Source organism: Chitinophaga sp. OAE865, assembly GCF_040546735.1.
Lineage (GTDB): Bacteria > Bacteroidota > Bacteroidia > Chitinophagales > Chitinophagaceae > Chitinophaga > Chitinophaga polysaccharea_A.
Genome location: NZ_JBEPOF010000001.1, coordinates 3,496,659 through 3,519,403 on the forward strand (window position 1 = coordinate 3,496,659; position 22,745 = coordinate 3,519,403).

Annotated in this window: 16 protein-coding genes; 13 read left to right on the plus strand and 3 right to left on the minus strand. The window is 47.6% G+C overall.

Annotation, left to right across the window (positions count from 1 at the left end; genetic code table 11):
• Positions 1–5: 5 nt before the first annotated feature.
• The 3 genes from thrC to thrA form a co-directional block, all read right to left on the minus strand.
• Positions 6–1,301, minus strand: a complete 1,296-nt coding sequence (gene thrC, locus ABIE50_RS14215; RefSeq protein ID WP_209860450.1) for a threonine synthase — start codon at positions 1,299–1,301, stop codon at positions 6–8.
• A 21-nt stretch (positions 1,302–1,322) separates the two neighbouring features.
• Positions 1,323–2,249: a homoserine kinase gene (locus tag ABIE50_RS14220; protein WP_142685071.1), complete on the minus strand. Its 927-nt coding sequence runs from the start codon at positions 2,247–2,249 to the stop codon at positions 1,323–1,325.
• 65 nt (positions 2,250–2,314) lie between these two features.
• Positions 2,315–4,759, minus strand: a complete 2,445-nt coding sequence (gene thrA, locus ABIE50_RS14225; protein ID WP_209860448.1) for a bifunctional aspartate kinase/homoserine dehydrogenase I — start codon at positions 4,757–4,759, stop codon at positions 2,315–2,317.
• An 882-nt stretch (positions 4,760–5,641) separates the two neighbouring features.
• On the opposite strand from thrA, the gene ABIE50_RS14230 reads away from it, so the two are divergent.
• The 13 genes from ABIE50_RS14230 (at position 5,642) to ABIE50_RS14290 (ending at position 22,729) form a co-directional block, all read left to right on the plus strand.
• Positions 5,642–6,799 (plus strand): homogentisate 1,2-dioxygenase, encoded by a 1,158-nt coding sequence (locus ABIE50_RS14230; protein WP_209860446.1) that lies wholly within the window; start codon positions 5,642–5,644, stop codon positions 6,797–6,799.
• A 49-nt stretch (positions 6,800–6,848) separates the two neighbouring features.
• Positions 6,849–7,979 carry a 4-hydroxyphenylpyruvate dioxygenase gene (hppD, locus tag ABIE50_RS14235; RefSeq protein ID WP_209860444.1) on the plus strand — a complete coding sequence of 377 codons (1,131 nt, stop codon included), beginning with the start codon at positions 6,849–6,851 and terminating at the stop codon, positions 7,977–7,979.
• A 551-nt stretch (positions 7,980–8,530) separates the two neighbouring features.
• Complete coding sequence (locus ABIE50_RS14240) at positions 8,531–9,364, plus strand: hypothetical protein (protein WP_209860442.1); 834 nt, start codon at positions 8,531–8,533, stop codon at positions 9,362–9,364.
• Positions 9,365–9,412: 48 nt separating this feature from the next.
• Positions 9,413–9,601 (plus strand): hypothetical protein, encoded by a 189-nt coding sequence (locus ABIE50_RS14245; RefSeq protein ID WP_142685076.1) that lies wholly within the window; start codon positions 9,413–9,415, stop codon positions 9,599–9,601.
• 25 nt (positions 9,602–9,626) lie between these two features.
• Positions 9,627–10,376, plus strand: coding sequence for a L,D-transpeptidase family protein (locus tag ABIE50_RS14250; RefSeq protein ID WP_209860440.1), 750 nt, complete (start codon positions 9,627–9,629; stop codon positions 10,374–10,376).
• A gap of 176 nt (positions 10,377–10,552) precedes the next feature.
• Positions 10,553–11,128, plus strand: coding sequence for a gluconate 2-dehydrogenase subunit 3 family protein (locus tag ABIE50_RS14255; protein WP_142685078.1), 576 nt, complete (start codon positions 10,553–10,555; stop codon positions 11,126–11,128).
• 31 nt (positions 11,129–11,159) lie between these two features.
• Entirely contained in the window at positions 11,160–12,857 is a 1,698-nt protein-coding gene (locus ABIE50_RS14260; protein WP_142685079.1) for a GMC oxidoreductase, read from the plus strand.
• Between the two features lie 81 nt (positions 12,858–12,938).
• Positions 12,939–14,636, plus strand: a complete 1,698-nt coding sequence (locus ABIE50_RS14265; RefSeq protein WP_209860438.1) for a GMC oxidoreductase — start codon at positions 12,939–12,941, stop codon at positions 14,634–14,636.
• A gap of 255 nt (positions 14,637–14,891) precedes the next feature.
• Positions 14,892–15,476: an RNA polymerase sigma-70 factor gene (locus tag ABIE50_RS14270; RefSeq protein WP_209860435.1), complete on the plus strand. Its 585-nt coding sequence runs from the start codon at positions 14,892–14,894 to the stop codon at positions 15,474–15,476.
• A 67-nt stretch (positions 15,477–15,543) separates the two neighbouring features.
• On the plus strand, positions 15,544–16,494 hold the full coding sequence (locus ABIE50_RS14275; protein ID WP_209860433.1) for a FecR family protein: 951 nt from the start codon (positions 15,544–15,546) through the stop codon (positions 16,492–16,494).
• Between the two features lie 48 nt (positions 16,495–16,542).
• A complete protein-coding gene (locus tag ABIE50_RS14280; RefSeq protein ID WP_209860431.1) occupies positions 16,543–19,890 on the plus strand; it encodes a SusC/RagA family TonB-linked outer membrane protein in 3,348 nt (1,115 codons plus the stop codon).
• Positions 19,891–19,928: 38 nt separating this feature from the next.
• Positions 19,929–21,734: a RagB/SusD family nutrient uptake outer membrane protein gene (locus tag ABIE50_RS14285; RefSeq protein ID WP_209860429.1), complete on the plus strand. Its 1,806-nt coding sequence runs from the start codon at positions 19,929–19,931 to the stop codon at positions 21,732–21,734.
• Between the two features lie 29 nt (positions 21,735–21,763).
• Complete coding sequence (locus ABIE50_RS14290; RefSeq protein ID WP_209860427.1) at positions 21,764–22,729, plus strand: BT_3987 domain-containing protein; 966 nt, start codon at positions 21,764–21,766, stop codon at positions 22,727–22,729.
• The last annotated feature ends 16 nt before the right edge of the window (positions 22,730–22,745 follow it).

Sequence of the window (22,745 nt, forward strand, 5' to 3'; positions counted from 1 at the left end):
AATCCTTATTGCATTAACCAGTTTTTGAAAGCGGGGTAGTCTGCCGCCAGCAGGGTGGCTTGTTTTTCTTTACCGTATAAAGACATCACTTTTGCGGGCGTATATATTTCTTCCCGTATAGACTTAGGAGCGGTATCTTCAAATTTTACCGGGTGGGCGGTTTCCAGGAAAACGCCTGTCAGTTCCGGCGAACGTTCCAGGTAGCGTTGCAATCCCATGAAGCCCACGGCGCCGTGTGGATCCAGCATATAATGGTTTTCTTTCCACACTTGTTCCATGGTCTGCGCGGTTTGTTTATCGTTAAAGCTGTAGGCGGTCAGTTTTTCCGCGAGAGAAGGAAGGCTGTTACCAAACAGTTCCAGGATCCGTACAAAGTTGCTGGGATCTGCCACATCCATGGCATTTGAAAGCGTAGGAAAAGCTTTACCCGGTTCATATTTACCGCTTTCCATAAAGCGGGGCACGGTATCGTTGATATTGGTGGCCGCTACAAAATGCGCCACCGGCAATCCCATGGCAGCAGCCATCATACCTGCGCAGATGTTGCCGAAGTTGCCGCTGGGCACAGAGAACACCAGTTTCGGATGGGCTGCTTTCATTTGCTTATAGGCCAGGAAATAGTAGAACATCTGGGGCAGCCAGCGGGCCACATTTATGGAGTTGGCGCTGGTAAGCGGGCGCCGGGCCTGGAGCTCGCTGTCAAGGAAGGCGGTTTTCACCAGTTGCTGGCAGTCGTCGAAAGTACCTTGTATTTCCAGGGCATGAATATTATTGCCGAGCGTAGTAAGTTGTTTTTCCTGTAGCGTACTTACTTTATTGGAAGGGTAGAGGATCACAACTTCCACACCTGGTACATTGTAAAATCCACTGGCCACTGCGCCGCCTGTATCGCCGGAAGTGGCTACCAGCACAGTTACTGGTGTGGTGCTGTTGCGCCGGAAATAACCGAGGCAGCCGGCCATAAAGCGTGCGCCTACATCTTTGAATGCAAGGGTAGGGCCATGGAATAATTCAAGTGCGTAGGTATGACCGGTTACTTTTTGTACCGGGAAGGGAAAGTGTAAAGTGTCTCTTACTATCTTCTTTAATGCTTCTTCGGGTATTTCGTCGCCTATGAACGGGCGGATTACTTTTAGTCCGATCTCGTGGTCCGTATATTGGTGCAGGTTAGTGATGAATTCTTTTTCCAGTACCGGTATCTGCTCCGGGAAGTACAACCCTTTGTCCGGTGCCAATCCCTGTACTACTGCTGTTTCGAAATTTACCTGGTGCTGCTTGTTCTGTAAGCTGAAATACTGCATGAATAAAACGTTGTTAATAAGTTAGTCAATCACTTTTACACCGGCGGTGTTAATCTGGGAAACGTAGATCTTATAATCCACGCCAAGCGGTGCGTAAACGCTATCCATTGTAGCCGCAACTTTGCGGGCATTTTCTTCTCCTTTGCTGAGCATAAAAACAGAGGGACCGGATCCGGATATACCGCCGCCGAGGGCTCCGGCTTCTTTGCATTTCAGTTTCAATTCGTGAAACGCCGGGATGAGGATGGAACGGATAGGTTCCACGATCACATCTTCGAGTGAACGGCTGATCAGGTCATAATCATCCTGGTAAAGTGCCGCTACCAGCGCGCCTACGTTGCCCCACTGACGGATGGCATCTGTCATCAGCACCTTTTGTTTCAGTATTTCGCGAGCGTCGGAAGTTTTTACTTCTATCTGCGGATGTATAACGGTTACCCATAAATGTTCCGGCGTATGCAGGGTGGTGATGTCCAGCGGGCGATAGCTTCTTACCAGTGTAAAACCGCCGAGGATGGCGGGCGCTACGTTGTCGGCATGCGCGGAGCCGCAGGCCAGCCTTTCTCCTTCCATGGCGAACCTCACCAGTTGTTTTTTGGTAAACGGCTCTCCCAGCAGGTGGTTTACGCCCACCACTGCGCCGGCGCTGCTGGCGGCACTGGAGCCGATACCGCTGCCGGGGTGAATATTTTTGAAGATCTCTATTTCTATGCCGGTATCCGGATGATCGTATTTTTGGAGGAGGGCCTGAACGGCAACTCCGGCAACATTACGGGATGTTTCCAGCGGGAGGTCTGCACCGTGAATGGCGGTGATGCGAACGCCCGGCTGGCTGCTTTTCCGGAGGATCATTTCATCTCCGGGCGCATTCAGCGCCAATCCTATCACATCAAAGCCACAGGCTACATTGGCCACTGTTCCCGGCGCAAATACTTTTATACTGTCCATATCACCTTTAAGTTAGTTTAATTTAATAATTGATTGTCAGGATTGCAACTGAATTCATGGAAAGTTTACAGTCTTGCGCTCCGGATGATGTCTGCAAATATGCCGGAAGCGGTAACGTCTGCACCGGCGCCGGCACCTTTTACGATCAGTGGCTGATCTTTATACCGGCTGGTGGTATACAGCACGATATTATCCTTGCCTTCCAGTTTAAAGAACGGGTGATCGGGAGCTACGCTTTGCAAGCCTACAGAAGCTTTGCCATCTACATAACGGGCCACGAACTTCAGGCGTTTGCCTTCTGCGTCTGCCACTTCGCGCAATCCCTGGAAATGGCTGGCATGTACGTCCAGTTGCTCGTAGAAAGCAGGCACGGATGGTGCATTGAGGCATTCATCAGGAAGGAACGAGTAATTGGTGATTTCGTCCATTTCAATGGCAGCGCCGCTTTCACGGGCAAGTATGAGGATCTTTCTCATTACATCTTTGCCACTGAGGTCGATACGCGGATCCGGTTCGGTGTAGCCTTCATCCTGCGCTGCTTTCACCACTTCGCGGAAACTGGTGCCATTCAGGAAATGGTTGAACACAAAGTTGAGGCTGCCGGATAATACGGCTTCTATGCTGTGTACTTTGTCGCCGCTGCGGATCAGGTCATTCAGTGTATTGATGACCGGTAGTCCTGCTCCAACATTGGTTTCAAACAGGAAGGATGCATTGTATTTGCGGGCCAGGTCTTTCAGTTGTTTATAATAGGCGTAATCAGATGAGCAGGCAATTTTATTGCAGGTCACCACGGAGATGCCATGCTGGAGGAACTCGTGGTAAACCGCTGCAATGTCGCTGCTGGCGGTATTATCCACGAATACGCTGTTGCGGAGGTTCATGGCTTTGATCTGTTGTACAAAATCAGCGGTGCTGATATGTTTGGCCTGTTCCAGTTGTTCGCGCCAGGTACGCAGGTTGATACCGGTGTCGCTGATGAGGGTATGGCGGCTGTTGGCCAGCCCGGTTACCCTGATCTGAAGGCCCAGTTCGTGCTGAAGATAGTGTTGCTGTTGTTCCAGTTGTTCCAGTAGTTTACTGCCCACGTTGCCGGCGCCGGCGATAAAGAGGTTTACCTGTTTGAGCGGTGTTTCAAAAAAGGTTTCGTGCATTACGTTCAGCGCTTTTTTGATATCGGCTTTGTTGATCACAGCGGAGATATTTTTTTCGGTAGATCCCTGTGCGATAGCCCTTACGTTAACACCGTTCCTGCCCAGGGTGCCAAAGAGCTTACCGCTGGTGCCGTGATGGTTTTTCATTTTATCACCTACTACGGCCACTATGCAGAGGTCTTTTTCCACCAGGAGGGGCTCTATGCTTTTTTCACTTATTTCCTGCGAGAACTCACTGTCGACCGCCGTTTTGGCTTTCAGCATATCTGCTTCATGAATGCCCACGGTGATAGAGTGCTCAGAAGAACTTTGAGTGATGAGAATAACGTTGATCCGTTCCCGTAAGAGGGATTCGAACAGGCGTTTAGAGAACCCGGGGATGCCTACCATGCCGCTTCCTTCGAGGGTAAGCAGTGCAATGTTGGGGATACCGGAGATGCCTGTTACCGGGAAGTTGCGGTCGGCGCTGTCCTGTATAAGGGTGCCATGATCTTCCGGGGTAAAAGTATTTTTGATCCAGATGGGAATGCGTTTGCTCATTACCGGCTGAATGGTGGGGGGATAAATGACTTTAGCGCCGAAGTGCGATAGCTCCATTGCTTCCACATAGGAGATATGTGAGATGGGAATGGCCTGTGATACGATGCGGGGGTCGGCGGTCATCATACCGCTTACGTCTGTCCATATATCGAGTACGGATGCGTTTACCGCAGCGGCAATAATGGCGGCGGTATAGTCGGAGCCGCCGCGTCCGAGGGTAGTGGTTTCGCCATCGGGAGTAGCCGCTACGAAGCCGGGGAATACTACATAGTCGGCGGGCGACTGTGCAAAGAACTGTGTAATATGGTGATTGGTGGCAACAAAATTAACGGCGGCGTGGCCGAAGTTGTTATCGGTAACGATCAGTTCGCGACTGTCTTTACAGGAAGCGGAGAACCCCTGCTGTTTTAATTTTTCGGCTACTATCACGCATGACATGAGCTCGCCGTAGCTCATTATTTTATCGAGGGTACGGGGGCTCAGTTCCGCCACCTGGAAGATGCCATCGCACAGGTTTTCGAGTGCGTTGAGTTTTTTCTTCAGCTGGCTTATTTGCCCGCTTTGCGCGGTAATAGGGAATAGCTCGCGGATAGTATCCAGGTGCCGCGCTTCAATTTCCTGGATAACATTTTTATAGTCTTCGTTGCCTTGTTCTGCCAGTTGCCCGCAGCGTATAAGCTTATCCGTTATTCCGCCGAGTGCAGATACCACGATAGCATATTTACCGGCCGGTTTATATTGCTGAAGGATTTTGCAAACCTGTTCTATTGCTTTGGCGCTTCCTACTGAAGTGCCGCCAAATTTTAATACTTGCATATGGAGAATTTATACGTAGATAAGTCCGGGTCCTCCCGGTTATGTACCACCCTTGTGGTCGTCGGATCATATGTGAAAACTAACCCCGCAGTGGGGTTGTAATAATGGTGGTCGTGGTCGCCATAGTGCCCGCTATCTGCCTGGAGGCAGAAACAGAAGAGAACTGGTATGTATAAAACGGTATCACTATTGAAATATGACGATTATGTAACAAAAGTCTATAATTACACTGGTAAATAAAAGTGTGGTGTCTATTTTTAGAAATGTTTTAAAATTATGCTTTTTTGTTGATTTTTTATTTGTATTATAAAGATAATTTAGAAATATATTCAAAATTGGATGCCTGTATTTGCGATTTTGTGATTGACTATATTTTTTAATGATAATGATTGTATGACAATGTTGTGACTTATTGACTCGGGGAACATGTAAAAAAGAGTGGGATTAAAAGGAGGATTCCCGGTTATTTATCTCCGGAAAAAAGATGCTTTACTATTCCCGCTGATCATCGCCCGGTATAAAAATATTTTGGAATCGCAGTTTTTCCTTACCTTAGTCACCTAAACAATTGCCACTTGTCCATTTCACTGAAATATACAAGCAATAGTCAGCTTAACTACTACTTCCTCATGGCCACGCTTGCCATGGATTCGACTTTGGCATAACCTTTCCCAACGGCCGCTGCCGGCCATTCTTCATGTGTTATATACCGTAACTTTGTAATAGTATTCAGTTGCTATTCCTGCGCATGTGTATTTAAGTTTTCAGCTGTCATCTGCAGGTTGCACTGTATGTAAAAATATAGATCATACACCGGTACAAGGAATCATACACCATTCAATTTTAATCATACACCGGAACAATTTTTTCAAACCACCCGTCATGCCACATTATTATAAACTCGGACAGATACCGCATAAGCGCCATACCCAGTTCCGTAAACCGGACGGCCAGCTGTATTCGGAACAGTTGTTTTCAACGGAAGGCTTTTCTTCCCACTCCAGCCTGCTGTATCACTGTCACCCGCCTACGGAGATCGTGAAAGTAGATGAACCTTATTCCGTTGCACCAAAAGTGGCGGAAGAGAAGATGCTGAAGCACCGCAGTTTCCTGGGCTTCAATATTAAGCCGGAAGATGATTTTTTGGAAAGCCGCAAAGCCGTGCTGGTAAACAGTGATCTCCATATAGTACTGGCATCTCCCCGTAAAAGTATGGAAGGATACTTTTACAAAAATGCCGATGCCGATGAAATGATCTTTGTACATGAAGGCAGCGGCGTGCTGAAAACGCAGTATGGGCAACTGGAGTTTGGCTATGGCGATTACCTGGTGATTCCCCGTGGGACTATTTACCAGATCACTTTCAACAGCGATGGCAACCGCCTGTTTATTGTGGAATCGTTTAGCCCTATCCGTTATCCGAAAAGATACCTGAGCAAGTATGGCCAGCTACTGGAAAATTCTCCTTACTGCGAACGGGATATCCGGCAGCCACAGCAGCTGGAAACCATTGACGAGGAAGGCGATTTCCTGATCCGCATTAAAAAGAAAGGGGTAATTTACCCGATACATTATAAACACCATCCGTTTGATGTGATAGGATGGGATGGATGCGAATACCCGTTTGCCTTTTCCATCCACGATTTTGAACCGATCACCGGGCGGGTACATCAGCCGCCACCGGTACACCAGACCTTTGAAGGCAGCAACTTTGTGGTATGCTCTTTTTGCCCCCGCTTGTTTGATTACCACCCCCTGTCCATACCGGCGCCTTATAACCACAGCAACATCGACAGCGATGAGGTGTTATATTATGTAGACGGCGATTTTATGAGCCGTAAACATGTGGAACGGGGAATGATCACCCTGCATCCTGCGGGCATTCCGCACGGGCCACACCCCGGTGCAGTGGAAAAAAGCATCGGTGCAAAGGAAACAAAAGAACTGGCAGTGATGGTAGATACTTTTCACCCGTTGCAGATCACGGAAGCTGCACTGGGCATTGAAGACAGCGGCTATGTAATGAGCTGGGCAGAATAACGATTAAACAAAAACCAACCAACTTATAAAACCAAAACAATTGAATGTTATGGAAACAGCATTAGTGAATGCAGACAACTTAACCGGTCAGCAGGATTTCTTACCTCTCAATGGTACCGACTATGTAGAGTTTTACGTAGGCAATGCCAAACAGGCGGCACATTATTACAAAACTGCTTTTGGCTTTCAGCCGGTGGCCTATGCCGGTCCTGAAACCGGGGTGAAAGACAGGGTATCTTATGTACTGGTGCAGAATAAGCTGCGCTTTGTACTTACCACTTCCCTGTTCCCTGATACGGAAATAGCCCGTCACGTAGCCAAACACGGAGATGGCGTGAAAGTGCTGGCACTATGGGTAGACGATGCCCGCTCCGCTTATGAAGAAACTGTAAAACGCGGCGCTACGCCTTACCTGGAACCTGTGGTGGAAAAAGATGAATCCGGCGAGGTAGTGCGCAGTGGTATTCACACCTATGGCGATACCGTGCACCTGTTTATAGAGCGAAAGAACTACAAAGGATTATTCATGCCAGGCTATAAGGAATGGAAAACAAATTACCGGCCAGTTGAAACCGGCCTGTTATATGTAGACCATTGTGTAGGCAACGTGGGCTGGAACGAGATGAATACCTGGGTAGAATTTTACGAACGGGTAATGGGTTTCAGAAACCTGATCTCTTTCGACGACAGTGATATTTCCACGGAGTATTCTGCCCTGATGAGTAAAGTGATGAGTAACGGTAACGGCCGTGTGAAATTCCCGATCAATGAGCCGGCAGAAGGCAAGAAAAAGTCGCAGATCGAAGAATACCTCGACTTCTACGGCGGACCGGGCGTGCAGCATGTGGCCATTGCCACCAATGATATTGTGCACACAGTGACAGAGCTGCAGAACAGGGGCGTAGAGTTCCTTACCGTACCGCCGGTATACTATGAAACGCTGCTGGATCGTGTAGGCAAGATCGATGAAGACATAGCGCCGCTGCAAAAGTTGGGCATACTGGTAGACCGGGATGATGAGGGATATTTGCTGCAGATCTTCACCAAGCCTATCCAGGACCGACCTACTGTCTTCTTTGAAATTATTCAGCGTAAGGGCGCGCAGTCTTTTGGTAAGGGCAATTTCAAGGCGCTGTTTGAATCTATTGAAAGAGAACAGGCGCTGCGGGGGAATTTGTAACTCTCCCTTGTCGCCTTCGGCGACGCGGATTTTGTCTGACTCAGGATTATGATGATTTCAATGATTTTTCTGAGTTTTTCTTTTGGATTTTTAGGGGGAGATATGAGTAAGATCTTTTCGCTTATATCTCCCTTTGAGCTTAAAGCCGTGAATAGGATACTGATATTTTGATTTGACCACCTTTTGATTTTAGAATGAGAGGGAGATAGAAGCGGATCGCTTCTATCTCCCTTTCTGTTTTAAGAAACGTTGTGTATGTTAAGATCTGCATTTTGATCTTACAATTACAATAAGAGAAGCGGTATCACCTCTCCCGATTCTTTAAAAATCTAAAAGAAAAACTCAGAAAAATCATTGAAATCATCATAATCCTGAGTCAGACAAAATCCGCCGAAGGCGGCCAAAACATATATGCGAATGTTAACAATATGTAAATGATTTGTTATTTGAAACCATTCTTTTAAAAAGCGCGTATATATTGCATCTTTTCCCATATTAGCCACACTTTATTGATTTTTATATAGTATATTTATAGTTAATATTTATAACCTATGCTCACAACTTCCATAGCCCGCGGGGCTATCTATGCCACTTTGGTGACATCGTTCACCATCCTTACTGCTTTCCGTAGCGAGGGCAACCATTCAGCACTCCGTAACGGGGGCGATCAGCAAACATACCTGCATAAGGTGGTATCCCCGGCCGGGCAAACCCTGCTGGAATACAACGCAGATAAGTCTATCCGCAGGATTATACAGCTGCATAAGTCGGAAAATGGTACCTACAGCGACATACAGCTGCCGGTATATGAAAATGGCCGCCTGGTAAAGTGCCTGTCGGCTGCCGATGAAAAAGCCGTGACAGGCGATCCTTACCTGTCGTTTGAGTATAACAACGACAAGGTGTCGAAGATCAGCTACTTCCGGGATAATGACATGTATGCCTATGATTCCCTGTCATATGACGAAAGCGGTAGAATAACCCGGCGTTACCAGTTTGGCCTTAATGCCGCCAAAGCTGCCTGGGAAAACAACGGATACCTGCAGTACACATGGAACCAGGACGGTGACGTGGAAAGAATGGATACCTATGGCAGGCAACCTGGGTATAGCAAGTTCGTGTATACGTCTTCTGTCAGCTATACCTACGACCGTAAACAAAACCCACAGCAACAACACCCTGAGCTGGCCATTTTAATGGAAGCAGGCGCCGGCGGCCTTTCAGCTCACAATGTGCTTACAGAAAACATCAGCAGTCCCAATACTTCCAGGGTGGTTACCAATACCTATACCTACGCCTATAGCGGGAAATACCCTGTGCGTGCCACTTTCAGCTCTGGTATGGATGAGGCAACCGTAAAACTGGAATGGATAAAGCTACAGTAAAGCAATAAACGCGTAACTTTACAATATTAAAATCAGAGTTCCGTTTTTATGAGGATGCAAACGCTGTTCGGTGTATTGTTCCTGCTGGGTGGGATTTTCCAGGCCTTTACGGCTATATTGATCTACCAGGGGCATACACACTATATATTGAAGGTAGCCAACAGGAAAGTAAGTATGATAATATATTTTATTATTGCCCTGTTATTGTTTTATCTTGCTTATATAAACCTGGTTTAAATATTAAAATTTTGTTGAATAGTTTATGAAGCGACTTGTTGTAATCGTCCTGATGATGTTGGGTGCCGGTAAAATTTTTGCCCAGCAATCTTTCCTCGACAACCAGAAAATGTTTCCCAAAGTAGGAGAGGCATACCGTGAAAAGGAAGAGTTGCTGAAAAAGGAGTTCGAAAAGAAAGGGCTTGTTTACCCGGCGAAGTATATGTTTGTCCGTTCCTTTAAACTGGACAGTGAAATGGAAATCTGGGTGAAAAATAATCCCCAGGATACTTTCCGCTTGTTTAAGTCTTACCGGGTATGCACGCTTTCCGGTAAAATGGGGCCCAAACGGAAAGAAGGCGACCGGCAGGTACCGGAAGGCTTCTACTATATCAACGATTTTAACCCGAACAGCAATTATCACCTGTCCCTGGGCATCAATTATCCCAATTTCTCCGACCGTATCCTGAGTGATCAGAAAAACCCGGGCGGCGATATCTATATCCATGGTAACTGTATCACTGTTGGCTGTATTCCTTTAACCGATGAATTCATCGACGAGGTGTATATTTTAGCGGTGAATGCCAAGAATGCAGGCCAGGATTTTATACCGGTACACGTATTCCCCGTTAAATTCGGTAACCCGGGCTCTATGAACTACCTGGGCACTTTTTCGCTGACCGACAGTTCTTCCAAACAATTCTGGGCGGAACTGAGAACAGCTTATGATTATTTCGAAAAACACCACCGTTTGCCGGTAGTACTGGTAGACGATAAAGGAAAATACATCCTGTAACAGCCGTTATGCCGTACAGGCCGATGGGTAGATGGAAGTCGCAGAACCGGCTTACATCTACCCATCTTTTTTTATTCCCTGTTATTTTCAGCCACGGCTGATATTTCATCCTTCTTTATTTGGTTTTTAGAAGAATTTTTTCCAACTTGTTCGGAGGTCAAATCAATTTACTATTTATGCACAGAAGAGACGCAATAAGGAATGTGGCTATTTTGTTGGGTACTGCCATTTCCGCTTCCACGTTATCAGCCCTGGAAAGCTGTACAGGATCCGCTCCTAAGAATTACGATCTGCAAAAGCCGGAAACCAAAGCTTTGCTGGCGGAGATAGCGGAAACCATCATACCCAAAACCAGTACTCCTGGCGCGAAGGATGCCAAAGTAGAAGACTTCATCATTGTTATGATGAACGATTGCTACAAGAAGGAAGACCAGCAGATATTCCTGGATGGATTGTCAAAAATTGATGAGGCAAGTAAGAAGCAATTCAAAAAAGGCTTCATGGATATTACCCCCGAGCAGCGCACAGAGCTCCTCACAGGGATTGAAAAAGAGCGCGTAGACTACAATAAGCGCAAAGACAAAAAAGAAGGAGATCCAACTCACTACTTCCAGTACCTGAAAGAATTAACCCTGCTGGGGTATTTCACCTCCGAACCAGGCGCCACGAAAGCGTTGCGTTATGTTCCGGTTCCGGGTAAATACGAAGGCTGCACTCCTTATACCAAGGGAGAAAAGGCCTGGGCAGTGTAATCTTCTTCTTACTTTTTAAATCCTCATTAAAATGAACCTGAATATAAAAGCGCAGGCAGAAAACACCTATGATGCCATTGTTATCGGCTCTGGCGTGAGTGGTGGATGGGCTGCCAAAGAACTGACAGAAAAAGGCTTAAAAGTACTGATGCTGGATCGTGGCAAGCCGCTGGAACATGTGAAAGACTATGAAACAGCTACTAAAGATCCATGGGAATTTAAACACCGCGGCCGTATTACGGTAGACCAGCGGGAAACACATCCTAAACTGAGCCGCGACTATCCATACAGTGAGCACAACGAAAAATACTGGATCAACGATTCCGAAAGTCCATATAATGAAGTAAAACGTTTCGACTGGTACCGCCCGGATATCGTGGGTGGTAAATCCATTATGTGGGGCCGGCAGTCGTACCGCCTGAGCGATATTGATTTTGAAGCCAACCTGAAAGACGGTATTGCGGTTGACTGGCCTATCCGTTATAAAGACATTGCTCCCTGGTATGACTATGTTGAGAAATTTGCCGGTATCAGCGGTACCCGTGAAGGGCTGCCCCAACTGCCGGATGGCCAGTTTATGCCAGCCATGGAAATGAACTGCGTGGAAAAAGATGTAAAGGCTGCCGTTGAAGGAAAATTCAAAGGCCGTATCATCACCATGGGACGCGTGGCCAACATCACGCAACCGCTTCCCGGCCGTGAGAAATGCCAATACCGTAATCTCTGCAGCCGCGGATGCCCGTTTGGCGCTTACTTCAGCACCCAATCGTCTACATTGCCTGCAGCAATGGCTACCGGTAACCTTACACTGCGCCCCGACTCCATTGTAAATTCTGTTATTTATGATGAGAAACAGGGAAAAGCCACCGGCGTAAAGGTGATCGACAAGCACAGCAAAGAAATGGTGGAATACTACGCGAAAATCATCTTCATCAATGGTTCTACCCTGGGCTCCACCTTTGTAATGATGAACTCCACTTCTTCCCGCTTCCCTAACGGATTGGGTAACGACAGCGGCGTACTGGGAAAATACCTGATGGATCACCATTTCCGTACAGGCGCTTCCGGTACCGCTGAAGGATATGAGGATAAATACTATTTCGGCCGCCGAGCCAACGGGATCTACGTTCCCCGCTATCGTAACATCGGCAGTGATAAACGCGATTACATCCGTGGATTCGGTTACCAGGGTGGCGCCAGCCGCAGCGGCTGGAGTCGTGGTATCGCTGAAATGGGTGTGGGTAAAGACTTTAAAGAAATGCTCACCGAACCAGGTCAGTGGAGCATTGGTTTGGGCGGTTTCGGAGAATGCCTGCCATATGAAGCTAACCAGGTAACCCTGGATACTTCTGTGAAAGATGCATGGGGCCAGCCGGTGCTGAAATTTGATGCAGAGTTCAAGGAGAACGAAAAGAAAATGCGCGTAGATATGATGAACGATGCTGCAGAAATGCTGGAAGCAGCCGGTATTAAAAACGTGAAAACATACGACAACGGATCCTATCCGGGTATGGCCATTCACGAAATGGGTACTGCACGTATGGGCCGCGATCCTAAAACATCCGTGCTCAATGGCTTTAACCAGATGCACGCTGTAAAGAATGTATTCGTAACAGATGGCGCCTGCATGACCTCTGCCTCCTGCGTAAACCCTTCTCTCACTTATATGGCCTTAACTGCCCGCGCAGTAGATTATGCCGTAAAAGAGTTAAAGAAGGGCAATATTTAAAGAAACAATAAGTACGTAGCGGTCAGGGATAGCTTTTGAAAAGCTGATCCCTGGCCGCTTTTAGCTTCAATACACAACAACATGAATCTTAATATCAAGGCAGAGAAGGAAAACACTTATGACGCCATCGTGGTTGGTTCCGGCATCAGCGGCGGATGGGCCGCCAAAGAGCTGAGCGAAAAAGGACTGAAAACGCTGGTGTTGGAAAGAGGGCGTAATATAGAGCATGTCAAGGACTACACTACCGCTATGAAAGCTCCCTGGGAGTTTCCACATCATCTTCATACTTCCGACGAAATGAGGGAGAATCATCCCATCCAGAGCCGCTGCTACGCTTTTGATGAAGCTACACAACAGTACTGGGTAAATGATAACGAAAATCCCTACAATGAAATAAAACCTTTCAACTGGCTGCGTGGCTACCATGTAGGTGGCCGCTCCCTTATGTGGGGCCGCCAGGTATACCGCTGGAGCGACCTGGATTTTGAAGCCAATGCCAAAGATGGCCATGGTGTTGACTGGCCCATCCGCTATAAAGATATTGCTCCCTGGTACAAGTATGTAGAAGAATACATTGGCGTAAGCGGCCAGGCGGAAGGCCTCCCACAGCTGCCCGATGGCGTGTTCCTGCCACCCATGGAAATGAACTGCCTCGAAAAGCATGTAGCGGCGCGTATCAAAGAAAAATACAACGACCGTATTATTACCATTGGCCGCGCGGCACATCTTACCAAGGGATTAAAAGATCGCGGTCCCTGCCAGTTCCGCAACCTGTGCGCACGCGGATGCCCGTTCACCGGCTATTTCAGCAGCAACGGCGTTACCCTGCCGGCAGCAGCCAGAACCGGCAATATGACCCTGCGCCCGGATTCCATTGTACTGGAAGTATTATATGATAAAGATAAAAGCAAAGCTACCGGCGTAAGAGTAATGGATGCACATACCTTGCAAACGGTAGAATATTATGCGGATATTATTTTCCTGAACGGATCTACATTGGGCACCAGCTGGATCATGCTCAATTCAGTATCCGACAGGTTCCCGAACGGGTTTGGCAACGACAGCGGTCAACTGGGACATAACCTCATGGATCACCATTACGGTGTAGGCGCCGGCGGCGATTATGACGGGTTTGAAGACCAATACTACAGTAGCGGCCGCAGGCCAAACGGTATCTATATTCCGCGTTTCCGCAACACCAACGCCAATACCATGCAAAAAGACTATGTGCGCGGATTTGGCTACCAGGGCGGCGCCGGAAGAGGCCGCGGCACAAGTATGGAAGGCATCGGCGTTCAGCTGAAAGAAGCCCAGGGCGAACCCGGTAAGTGGACAATGGGAATAGGCTCCTGGGGCGAGCACCTGCCGTATTTTGAGAATAAAGTAACGTTGAATAAAAATAAAAAAGATAAGTACGGACTGCCCACGCTTGACATCGACTGTGAATTTAAAGAGAACGAGATGGCCATGCGCAAGGATATGCAGGCCAGTGCGATAGAAATGCTGGAAGCAGCAGGACTGAAAAATGTACATGGCTACGACGGCGCCCCTCCGCCGGGACATTGTATTCATGAAATGGGTACTGCACGTATGGGCCGCGATCCTAAAACATCTGTGCTCAATGGTTTCAACCAGGTACATGCCGCCAAAAATGTGTTTGTAACAGATGGCGCCTGCATGACCTCTTCTTCCTGCGTGAATCCTTCTATCACTTATATGGCGCTTACTGCGCGGGCATGTGATTATGCCGTGAAGGAACTTAAAAAAGGAAATATTTAAATAACCCAAAAGGAAACCGGTGATCAGTGCCGGTTTCCTTTGTTTTTTTATCAGGCAGAAAAACCTGTTCCCCTCCAAAAAAATCCACATACTTTTCCCGGGACTCCCCGTTGAAATTTCTTTCTTCCCAAGGATTATTTTTATTAATATTGATGGACGAATTCCACCAGACGAACAATGAAAAGTAATCGACCACAGGCTGTTAATCATATCATAACCTTACGTTAACAATGGCTTATTAATTTTGTCTCCTGCATGGACAATTCTACTACTTCTATTTCACCATTCCTGTTGCGTCGCTTCCGTGAAGGCGATGAAGAAGCGCTCAGCTCCCTGCTGGAACTGCTGGGGCCAAAGGTATTGGGTTATTGCAGGAAAAAGGTGGGGATTGAGGAAGATGCAGAAGAATTATTGCTGGATATTTTCCTCAAGCTCTGGCACTTCCGTAGCAAACTGGATGAGACTGCTGATGTGCAGGTGTTGCTATTCACTATTGCCAGGAATCATATCCTGAATTTTATCCGTAATAAAGTGAACCGCCGGCTGATGACCACCGACCCGGAAAATGCATTGCTGCAACCGGCAGACGGAATTTTACAGCAGCTGGATTACAATGAGCTGTACCGGCAGTACCAGGATGTGCTGGATTCGCTGGGAGATAAGCAGCGCGCGGTTTTCAGGATGAGCCGGGAAGAAGGATTGTCGCACCGCGAAATCGCCGACAAACTGGGCATCTCCGTACGTACTGTGGAATCCCACATTCATAGCAGTCTCAAAGTAATAAAGGCAGAACTGAAAGATTCCTATATCATCTTACTGATCTTGTTCTTTCTGAAATAATTTTTTTTCTTCCACTAAGTAGCCCCTCTTTTTTTAGTGTATATATAGACAGAAGTTAACTGTATATATGATAAAACGTGACGCCGGCCTGTTGCAGGAGCTGATAGATAAAGTACAACATAATACCGCCAGCCAGGAGGAGCTCCGGTTACTTTTACAGTTACTTGAAGAGCAGGACCATCGTGTATTAATGCCGGCGGAAGAATGGTGGCAAAGTGAGTCACAACCCCTGTCTGCCGGGTTAAAAAGTAAAGTGGTAAAGGCAGCGGTGCAAAAAAGCACAACGGTGAAATATGGTTACTTCCGTCGCTGGTTGCCGTATGCCGCCATGCTGCTGGTTTTGGTTGGACTGGTATTTTTATGGCCACGCCATCAACCGGTGTATACCACCATTGCAGCAGCCGACGGCGAAATAAAACGTATAGCCCTTCCCGATAGTTCTGTGGTTGTGCTGAATGCCCGGTCCGTTATCCATTACAGCGATGCATATGCAACAGCCTCCAGGGACGTAATGCTGGAAGGGGAAGCGTTTTTTGAAATACATCCCGACAGGCAGACGCCTTTTATTGTACATACCGGTAACGTACAAACGAAAGTATTGGGCACCTCGTTTAATGTGAAGCGTTATCCTGGTGAAAAACTGGTAGTAAGCGTGGCCAGCGGAAAGGTAAAAGTAATAGCGCCGGCGGGGAAGGAGATTTTGCTTGGTAAAGGAAGCAAAGCCAGCTACGACAGCGCCGCCAACCAGTTTGCCAGCTTCCGGGAAGAGCCGCATAATATGAATTCATGGCAGCAGGGAATTATCAATATGAATAACCTTACGCTGGCGGAAGTAACTACAGTACTGGAAAGATGGTACAGCGTCCGCATTATGCTGGATGCACCGGAAACAGGACGGCATGTGTTGTCCGGGCAACAGACCAATGCATCGCTGGAATCAGTACTGGAATCCATCTGTTTTATTTATCATTTGCAATATCATCGCCAGGGAAATATAATCCGTATCAATAAAAAGTAAACTGCTTTAATCCTGTTTAATACATACTACGCTAACAAAACCTAACGTATGATCCTAATTTTATTATCCGCTTCACGCGGCCTGCAAAAGGCCGTGAGGGTCATCCTGTGCTCATTCCTGGCGACAGCCGTTTATATGTCGCCTTTACACGCGCAGGTGCAGGACCCGAAAACAAAAACTGTTACCATCCAGCTGAAAGATGCAACAGTGACAACCATTTTCCGTGCTGTTGAAAAACAAACCACTTTCCGTTTTCTGTACGACAAATCGCTGGAGGCTTTTGGAAAGAAGTTAACGGTGGACTACAAAAATGTGGCTGTAACAAGGTTGTTGCAGGACATAGAAAACCGTACCGGCCTGCAGTTCAGAACATCAGGCCAGAATATTTCAGTGGCTGCAAAAGAACAGTTGCCGGTTACCAACCAGTTGGCAGAAGGCCAAAGAGAGGTAACAGGTATCGTGATAGATTCCATCGGCCAGCCAATGGTAGGTGTAACTGTTGCTGTTAAAGGTACCCGCCTGGGTACAGGTACTGATGCCAACGGGAGATTTATTTTATCGGTAGATGATGATGCAGTACTGGTATTTAGTCTTATCGGGTTCCGCAAACAGGAGATCCCTGTGCATCAGCGGGAAAAGATGTATGTGGTATTGCAGGAAGCATCTTCAGCCCTGGAAGAAGTGGTGGTAGTAGGTTTTGGAGAACAGAAAAAGATCAGCCTGGTAGGAGCACAGGCTACTATTTCACCAAAGGAGCTGAAGCAGCCGGTATCCAATCTTACACAATCATTAGGCGGCCGTGTGGCCGGTATGGTATCTGTACAACGCAGCGGGGAGTTAGGTTACAACGACGCCAATATTTATATCCGCGGTATCTCTACTTTTACACAGGGGTTCAGTGCTCCGCTTACCCTGGTAGACGGAGTGCCCAGGAGTATCTCCAACGTAGATCCCGAAGATATTGAAAGTTTTTCCGTGCTTAAAGACGCATCCGCTACAGCAGTGTACGGAGTACGTGGCGCGAATGGCGTTATCCTCATCACCACAAAAAGTGGCAGGCCGGGAAAGCCTGCATATAACCTGCGTTATACAGAAGGCATCACACAGTTTACCAAACTGCCTTCCTTTGCCGACGGACCTACCTATATGAAATTATCGAATGAAGCGCTGACCACACGTGGCAGCGCGCCGGTATATTCCGACGAAGCCATACAGAAAACAGCCGATGGCAGCGATCCTTACCTGTATCCGAATGTTGACTGGTTTGCAGAGCTTTTTCGTAACAACGGAAAAGTGAGGAATGCAAATGCAAATATCAGCGGCGGTTCGGAAAAATCAGTGTACTATATTGGTCTTGGTTACTATGATGAGCTGGGAATGTATAAAACAGATGAGCTGACGAAGTATAATTCTTCTATTTTCCTGAAGCGTTATAATGTTACCTCCAACATTACGCTGAAACCATCTTCTACTACTACCGTTAAGCTGGGAATACAAGGTTACCTGAGCAACGTGAATCTGCCTACAACAGGCGTATCGGAAATTTTTACCGATGCATATTTTATGACGCCGGTACAGATCCCTACCCGCTACCCCGACGGTAAGGTGGCAGACATACGCTCCGGCAGTTTATCCAATCCATGGGCAAGTCTTACCCAGGGCGGCTATGCCAACCAATGGAGAAGCCAGGTGTATTCCAACCTGCGGCTTACCCAGGAGCTGCCTTTTCTTACAAAAGGATTGTCTGTAACCGGAATGTTTTCATTTGATGCCTATAACTATACCAGTAACCGCTATACGAAAATACCCGATACCTGGCTGGCCAACGGCCGCGATGCTGATGGAAACCTTACCTACGATCAGGTGGCTATAGGCACCGAATTTCTCCAGTATACAAAAAGCAACCAGGGAGAGCGCACCTTTTATTCTGAGCTTGGCCTGAACTATAACAGGAGCTTCGGCAAACACGATGTATCCGGTATGTTGCTCTACAACCGCAGTGATAAGGCCAACACTTATGCCGGCGACCTGGAAACATCTTTACCCTATCGCTTCCAGGGATTGGCAGGGCGTTTCACCTATGGCTTTCACAACCGGTATTTTGCAGAAGTGAACTTTGGTTATAACGGGTCGGAAAACTTTTATCCCGATAGCCGCTATGGCTTTTTCCCTTCCGCCGGTTTAGGTTGGGTAGTATCTGAAGAAAATTTCTTCTCCGGTATAAAAAATACAGTATCACTTTTCAAGATCCGCTTCTCGCACGGTATTGTCGGTAACAGCAACATAGATGGCAGAAGGTTTGCCTACCTGGCTACGGTAGCTAATACCAGCGACTATTATTTTGGCAAGAGCATCAACCAGAAATTTACCGGTAAGGAAATTGGGGAATACGCCGTGGATGTGCAATGGGAAACGTCCCGCAAAACCAACCTGGGCTTTGATATCGGGCTGCTGCACGACGACCTCACTTTACAGGTGGATCTGTTCCGGGAATACCGCAGCGGCATTTTCCTGCGCCGCAAATCCCTCCCCGGTTATGTAGGTATGATCAATGCGCCGTTTGGAAACGTAGGCGTGATCGATAATAAAGGGGTAGATGCTTCTGTGACCTATAACCGCCGCATCGGCGCCTTCTCCCTGCAACTGCTGGGCAATTTCACCTATAACAGGAACAAAGTGGTGGAGAACGATGATCCCAGCTGGAAATACCCATGGCTTGACAATAAAGGACTGCGCGTAGGACAACGCTTCGGGTATATTGCGCTGGGCCTTTTTGAAAGCGATAAAGAAGTGCAGAACTCACCATGGCAGCCAGGCGATGTACGCGCCGGCGATATTAAATACAAAGACATTAACGGTGATGGCGTGATCGACTCTTACGACAAGGCGCCCATTGGCTATGGCGATATACCTGAAATTGTATACGGCTTCGGTTTTACACTCGGGTATAAAGCGTTTGCACTCTCAGCGCTTTTCCAGGGCGCAGCCCATGTAGACGTGCTGCTGAACGGCGAAGGTACCATGCCTTTCCAGCAGGGCCTCAGCCGGGGCAACCTGTTTAGTAATATCAACGACCGATGGACAGAAGAAAATCCAAAGCAGGATGTTTTTTATCCCCGCTTGATGGCCGGTTCGCTGAACGATAACTATGCAGCCAGTACCTGGTGGATTAAGAACAGCGATTATATCCGTCTGAAAACACTGCAGCTGAGCTATAACCTGCCCGGTGCCTGGATGAAACGTATCAAACTTAAATCCGCCAATATCTTCCTGCAGGGAGTTAACGTCCTTACCTTCTCACCGTTCAAGCTCTGGGACGTAGAAGTAGGAAATGGAAGAGGCGCGGCCTATTCAAGTACCAAATCATATTCTGCCGGGGTTGCTGTCAACTTCTGATAAGAAACGATCATTCAAAAATTATTAATTCTCTACCGATGAAAATAAAAAAGATCGCACACGTTTTATTGGTGAGTGCGTCCATGCTAACGGTTTCCTGTAACAGTAAATTCCTTGACCAGGTACCCAGCGATCGTATTACCATTGAACAGGTATTTAACCGGAGAAGATATTCCGAAGAATACCTCGCTAATATCTACATCACTATTCCCAATGAAGCTTACCGCAATACCTCCGCATGGGAAGGTTGCTCCGATGATGCCGATATCACCTACGACAGGCCAGGCTCCGGCTACAACACCTATCCCATGAACCTGGGCAACTGGAGCGCCGCTTCAGACTATATGAATAACTGGACGAAGTTTTACCAGGGCATCCGTTCTGCTACTTATTTTATGCAGCATATTGACGGTAACCAGGAAATACTGGCGCTTCCCAACGGGCAGGATCTTATTGACCAGTATAAAGCTGAAGCGCGTTTCCTGCGCGCATTCTTTTATTATGGCATCATACGCCAGTACGGGCCTGCTATTATACTGGGTGATATTCCCATTGCAGGAGACCTGCTGCCTACGGATGAAGAAATGCAGAAACCGCGCAATTCATACGACGAATGTGTGAACTATATTGTTTCAGAGCTGGATCTTGCTGCGCAGAAATTACCCAAACACTTTACTGCACAGGGTGAAAACGATTATGGCCGTGCTACACAAGCCGCCTGTAAAGCCATTAAAAGCCGCGTATTACTATTGGCGGCCAGCCCGCAATTCAATGGCAATGCAGACTATGCCGGTTTCCGCAACCTGGATGGTAAACAACTCATCAGTTCACAATACGACCGTGAAAAATGGAAGCGTGCTGCCGATGCCGCCCGTGATGTGATCACCGGTTTCAACTTTGCCCTGTACCGTAAGAATGATACCAGTGGAACTTTTGATCCTTATTTGTCTACCCGCGATGTATTCCTGGACCCATGGAATTCAGAAGTGATCTTTGCCAGGACTACGAACAACCTGAAAGACTGGGAACGTTCTGTAACACCGCGTTTAGCAAGTGGATACGCGGCAGTTGCCGTTACACAACAGCTGGTGGATGAATTTGAAATGGAGAACGGGAAAGGCATTTATGAAGCAGGGTCGGGCTATGTGGAAACGGGATTTTCTACTGCTGCGACCAAATACACTACTGCCGGGACTTACAACATGTATGTACACAGGGAGCCCCGCTTTTATGTGAATGTTAGTTATAACGGAAGCCTCTGGATCAATAAAAGTGAAGGGGATAAAGTGATACAAACGTATTTCACAGGTAACACCGGCAAGAAAGGTTCCTGGGATTTTCCCCGTACCGGCTATATAGCCAGGAAAAACGTGCACCCGGACAGCAACCCGAGGATCTCCCAATACGTGGCGCGGCCGTTTGTACTGGTGCGTTACGCGGAAATATTGCTCAACTACATAGAGGCATTGAATGAGTATGAACCGGGTAACCCCGACATCCTGAAATACCTGAACGAGATCCGTAACAGGGCAGGATTACCGGATGTTGCTGCCGGTTTGGGACAAGCCACCATGCGCACAAAGATCAGGCATGAAAGAAGGGTGGAGCTGGCGCTGGAAAGCCTCCGGTATTTTGATACCCGCCGCTGGAAGATCGCCGAACAAACAGATGGCGGTAACTTCTACGGGATGAATGTTGATGCAGGTACCAAACTCACGGATCTCGTGTTTTACCAGAGAACTGTATTTGAAAGAAGGGTTTTCCTGAAGAATTATTACCTGTTCCCTATTCCTCAATCGGAAATAGACCGCGACAGGAAACTGGTACAGAATCCCGGATGGTAATTTATTTCCTGATGATCAATTTTATGAAGATGAAAATAAAGTTATTGATATGCTCCCTTGCTGCGGCCACTTCCTGGAGTAGTTGCAGGAACAACAGTATGGAACTGAGAGATATTTCCGACAGCACCGCTGTAGTATACATGCCGCAGGCAGTTACTTCTCCCGCCGTATATTCATTTGAGATATCCGGAAAAGCAGACAGCATTGTGTACGGCGCCTGCTACGGAGGCCCGCATTCACCGGCATCAGATATCCCCGTAAAGTTCAGTGTGGATGCCTCGCTCACAGATCACTTCAACAGTAACAATTTCACCAGTTATCCCATGTTGCCGGAAGGCAGCTATGAACTGGAGCAGTCCAGCGCAGTAATCCCCGCCGGCAGGTATAGTACGGCTCCTTTAAACCTGGTAGTGCATGTGGATAAACTGGATGGAGTAGGCAGTTACCTGCTGCCGGTAACCATTGAAACGAATATGAACGTAAACGAAAAGCTGCGCACCGCTTATTTCCTGATCAACGGGCATTATGCTTCCAATCCGTTTCCTGCCATAGACCGCAGCAAATGGAAAGTGACCGGCTTCTCCTCTGAAGAGCCCACCGGGGAGGGCGCCACCAACGGTCATGCTATTCATGCATTTGATGGTGATGTGAATACTTTCTGGTCCACACAATGGAAAGCTGCCAAGCCCGGGCCACCGCATTATATCAAGGTAGACATGCAGGAGAGCAGGAAGATCCATGGCATCAGCATCACCGGCAGAACAGACAAAAATACGGGGGAAGTAAAGGCTACAGGTAATCCTAAAAACATTATCGTGGAGCTGAGCACAGATGGCAGCAACTGGACCTATTCAGAAAGCTTTACCCTGGCCAATGATAAAGTGAGTACAGTTTACCTGGCATATGCGCACGAAGCCAGGTTTGTAAAATTAACGGTCAATGCCAGCCAGGGTGATAGTTACCTGACCAATATGGCGGAGATCAACGCATTCTGATCAACAGAGCAAGGCT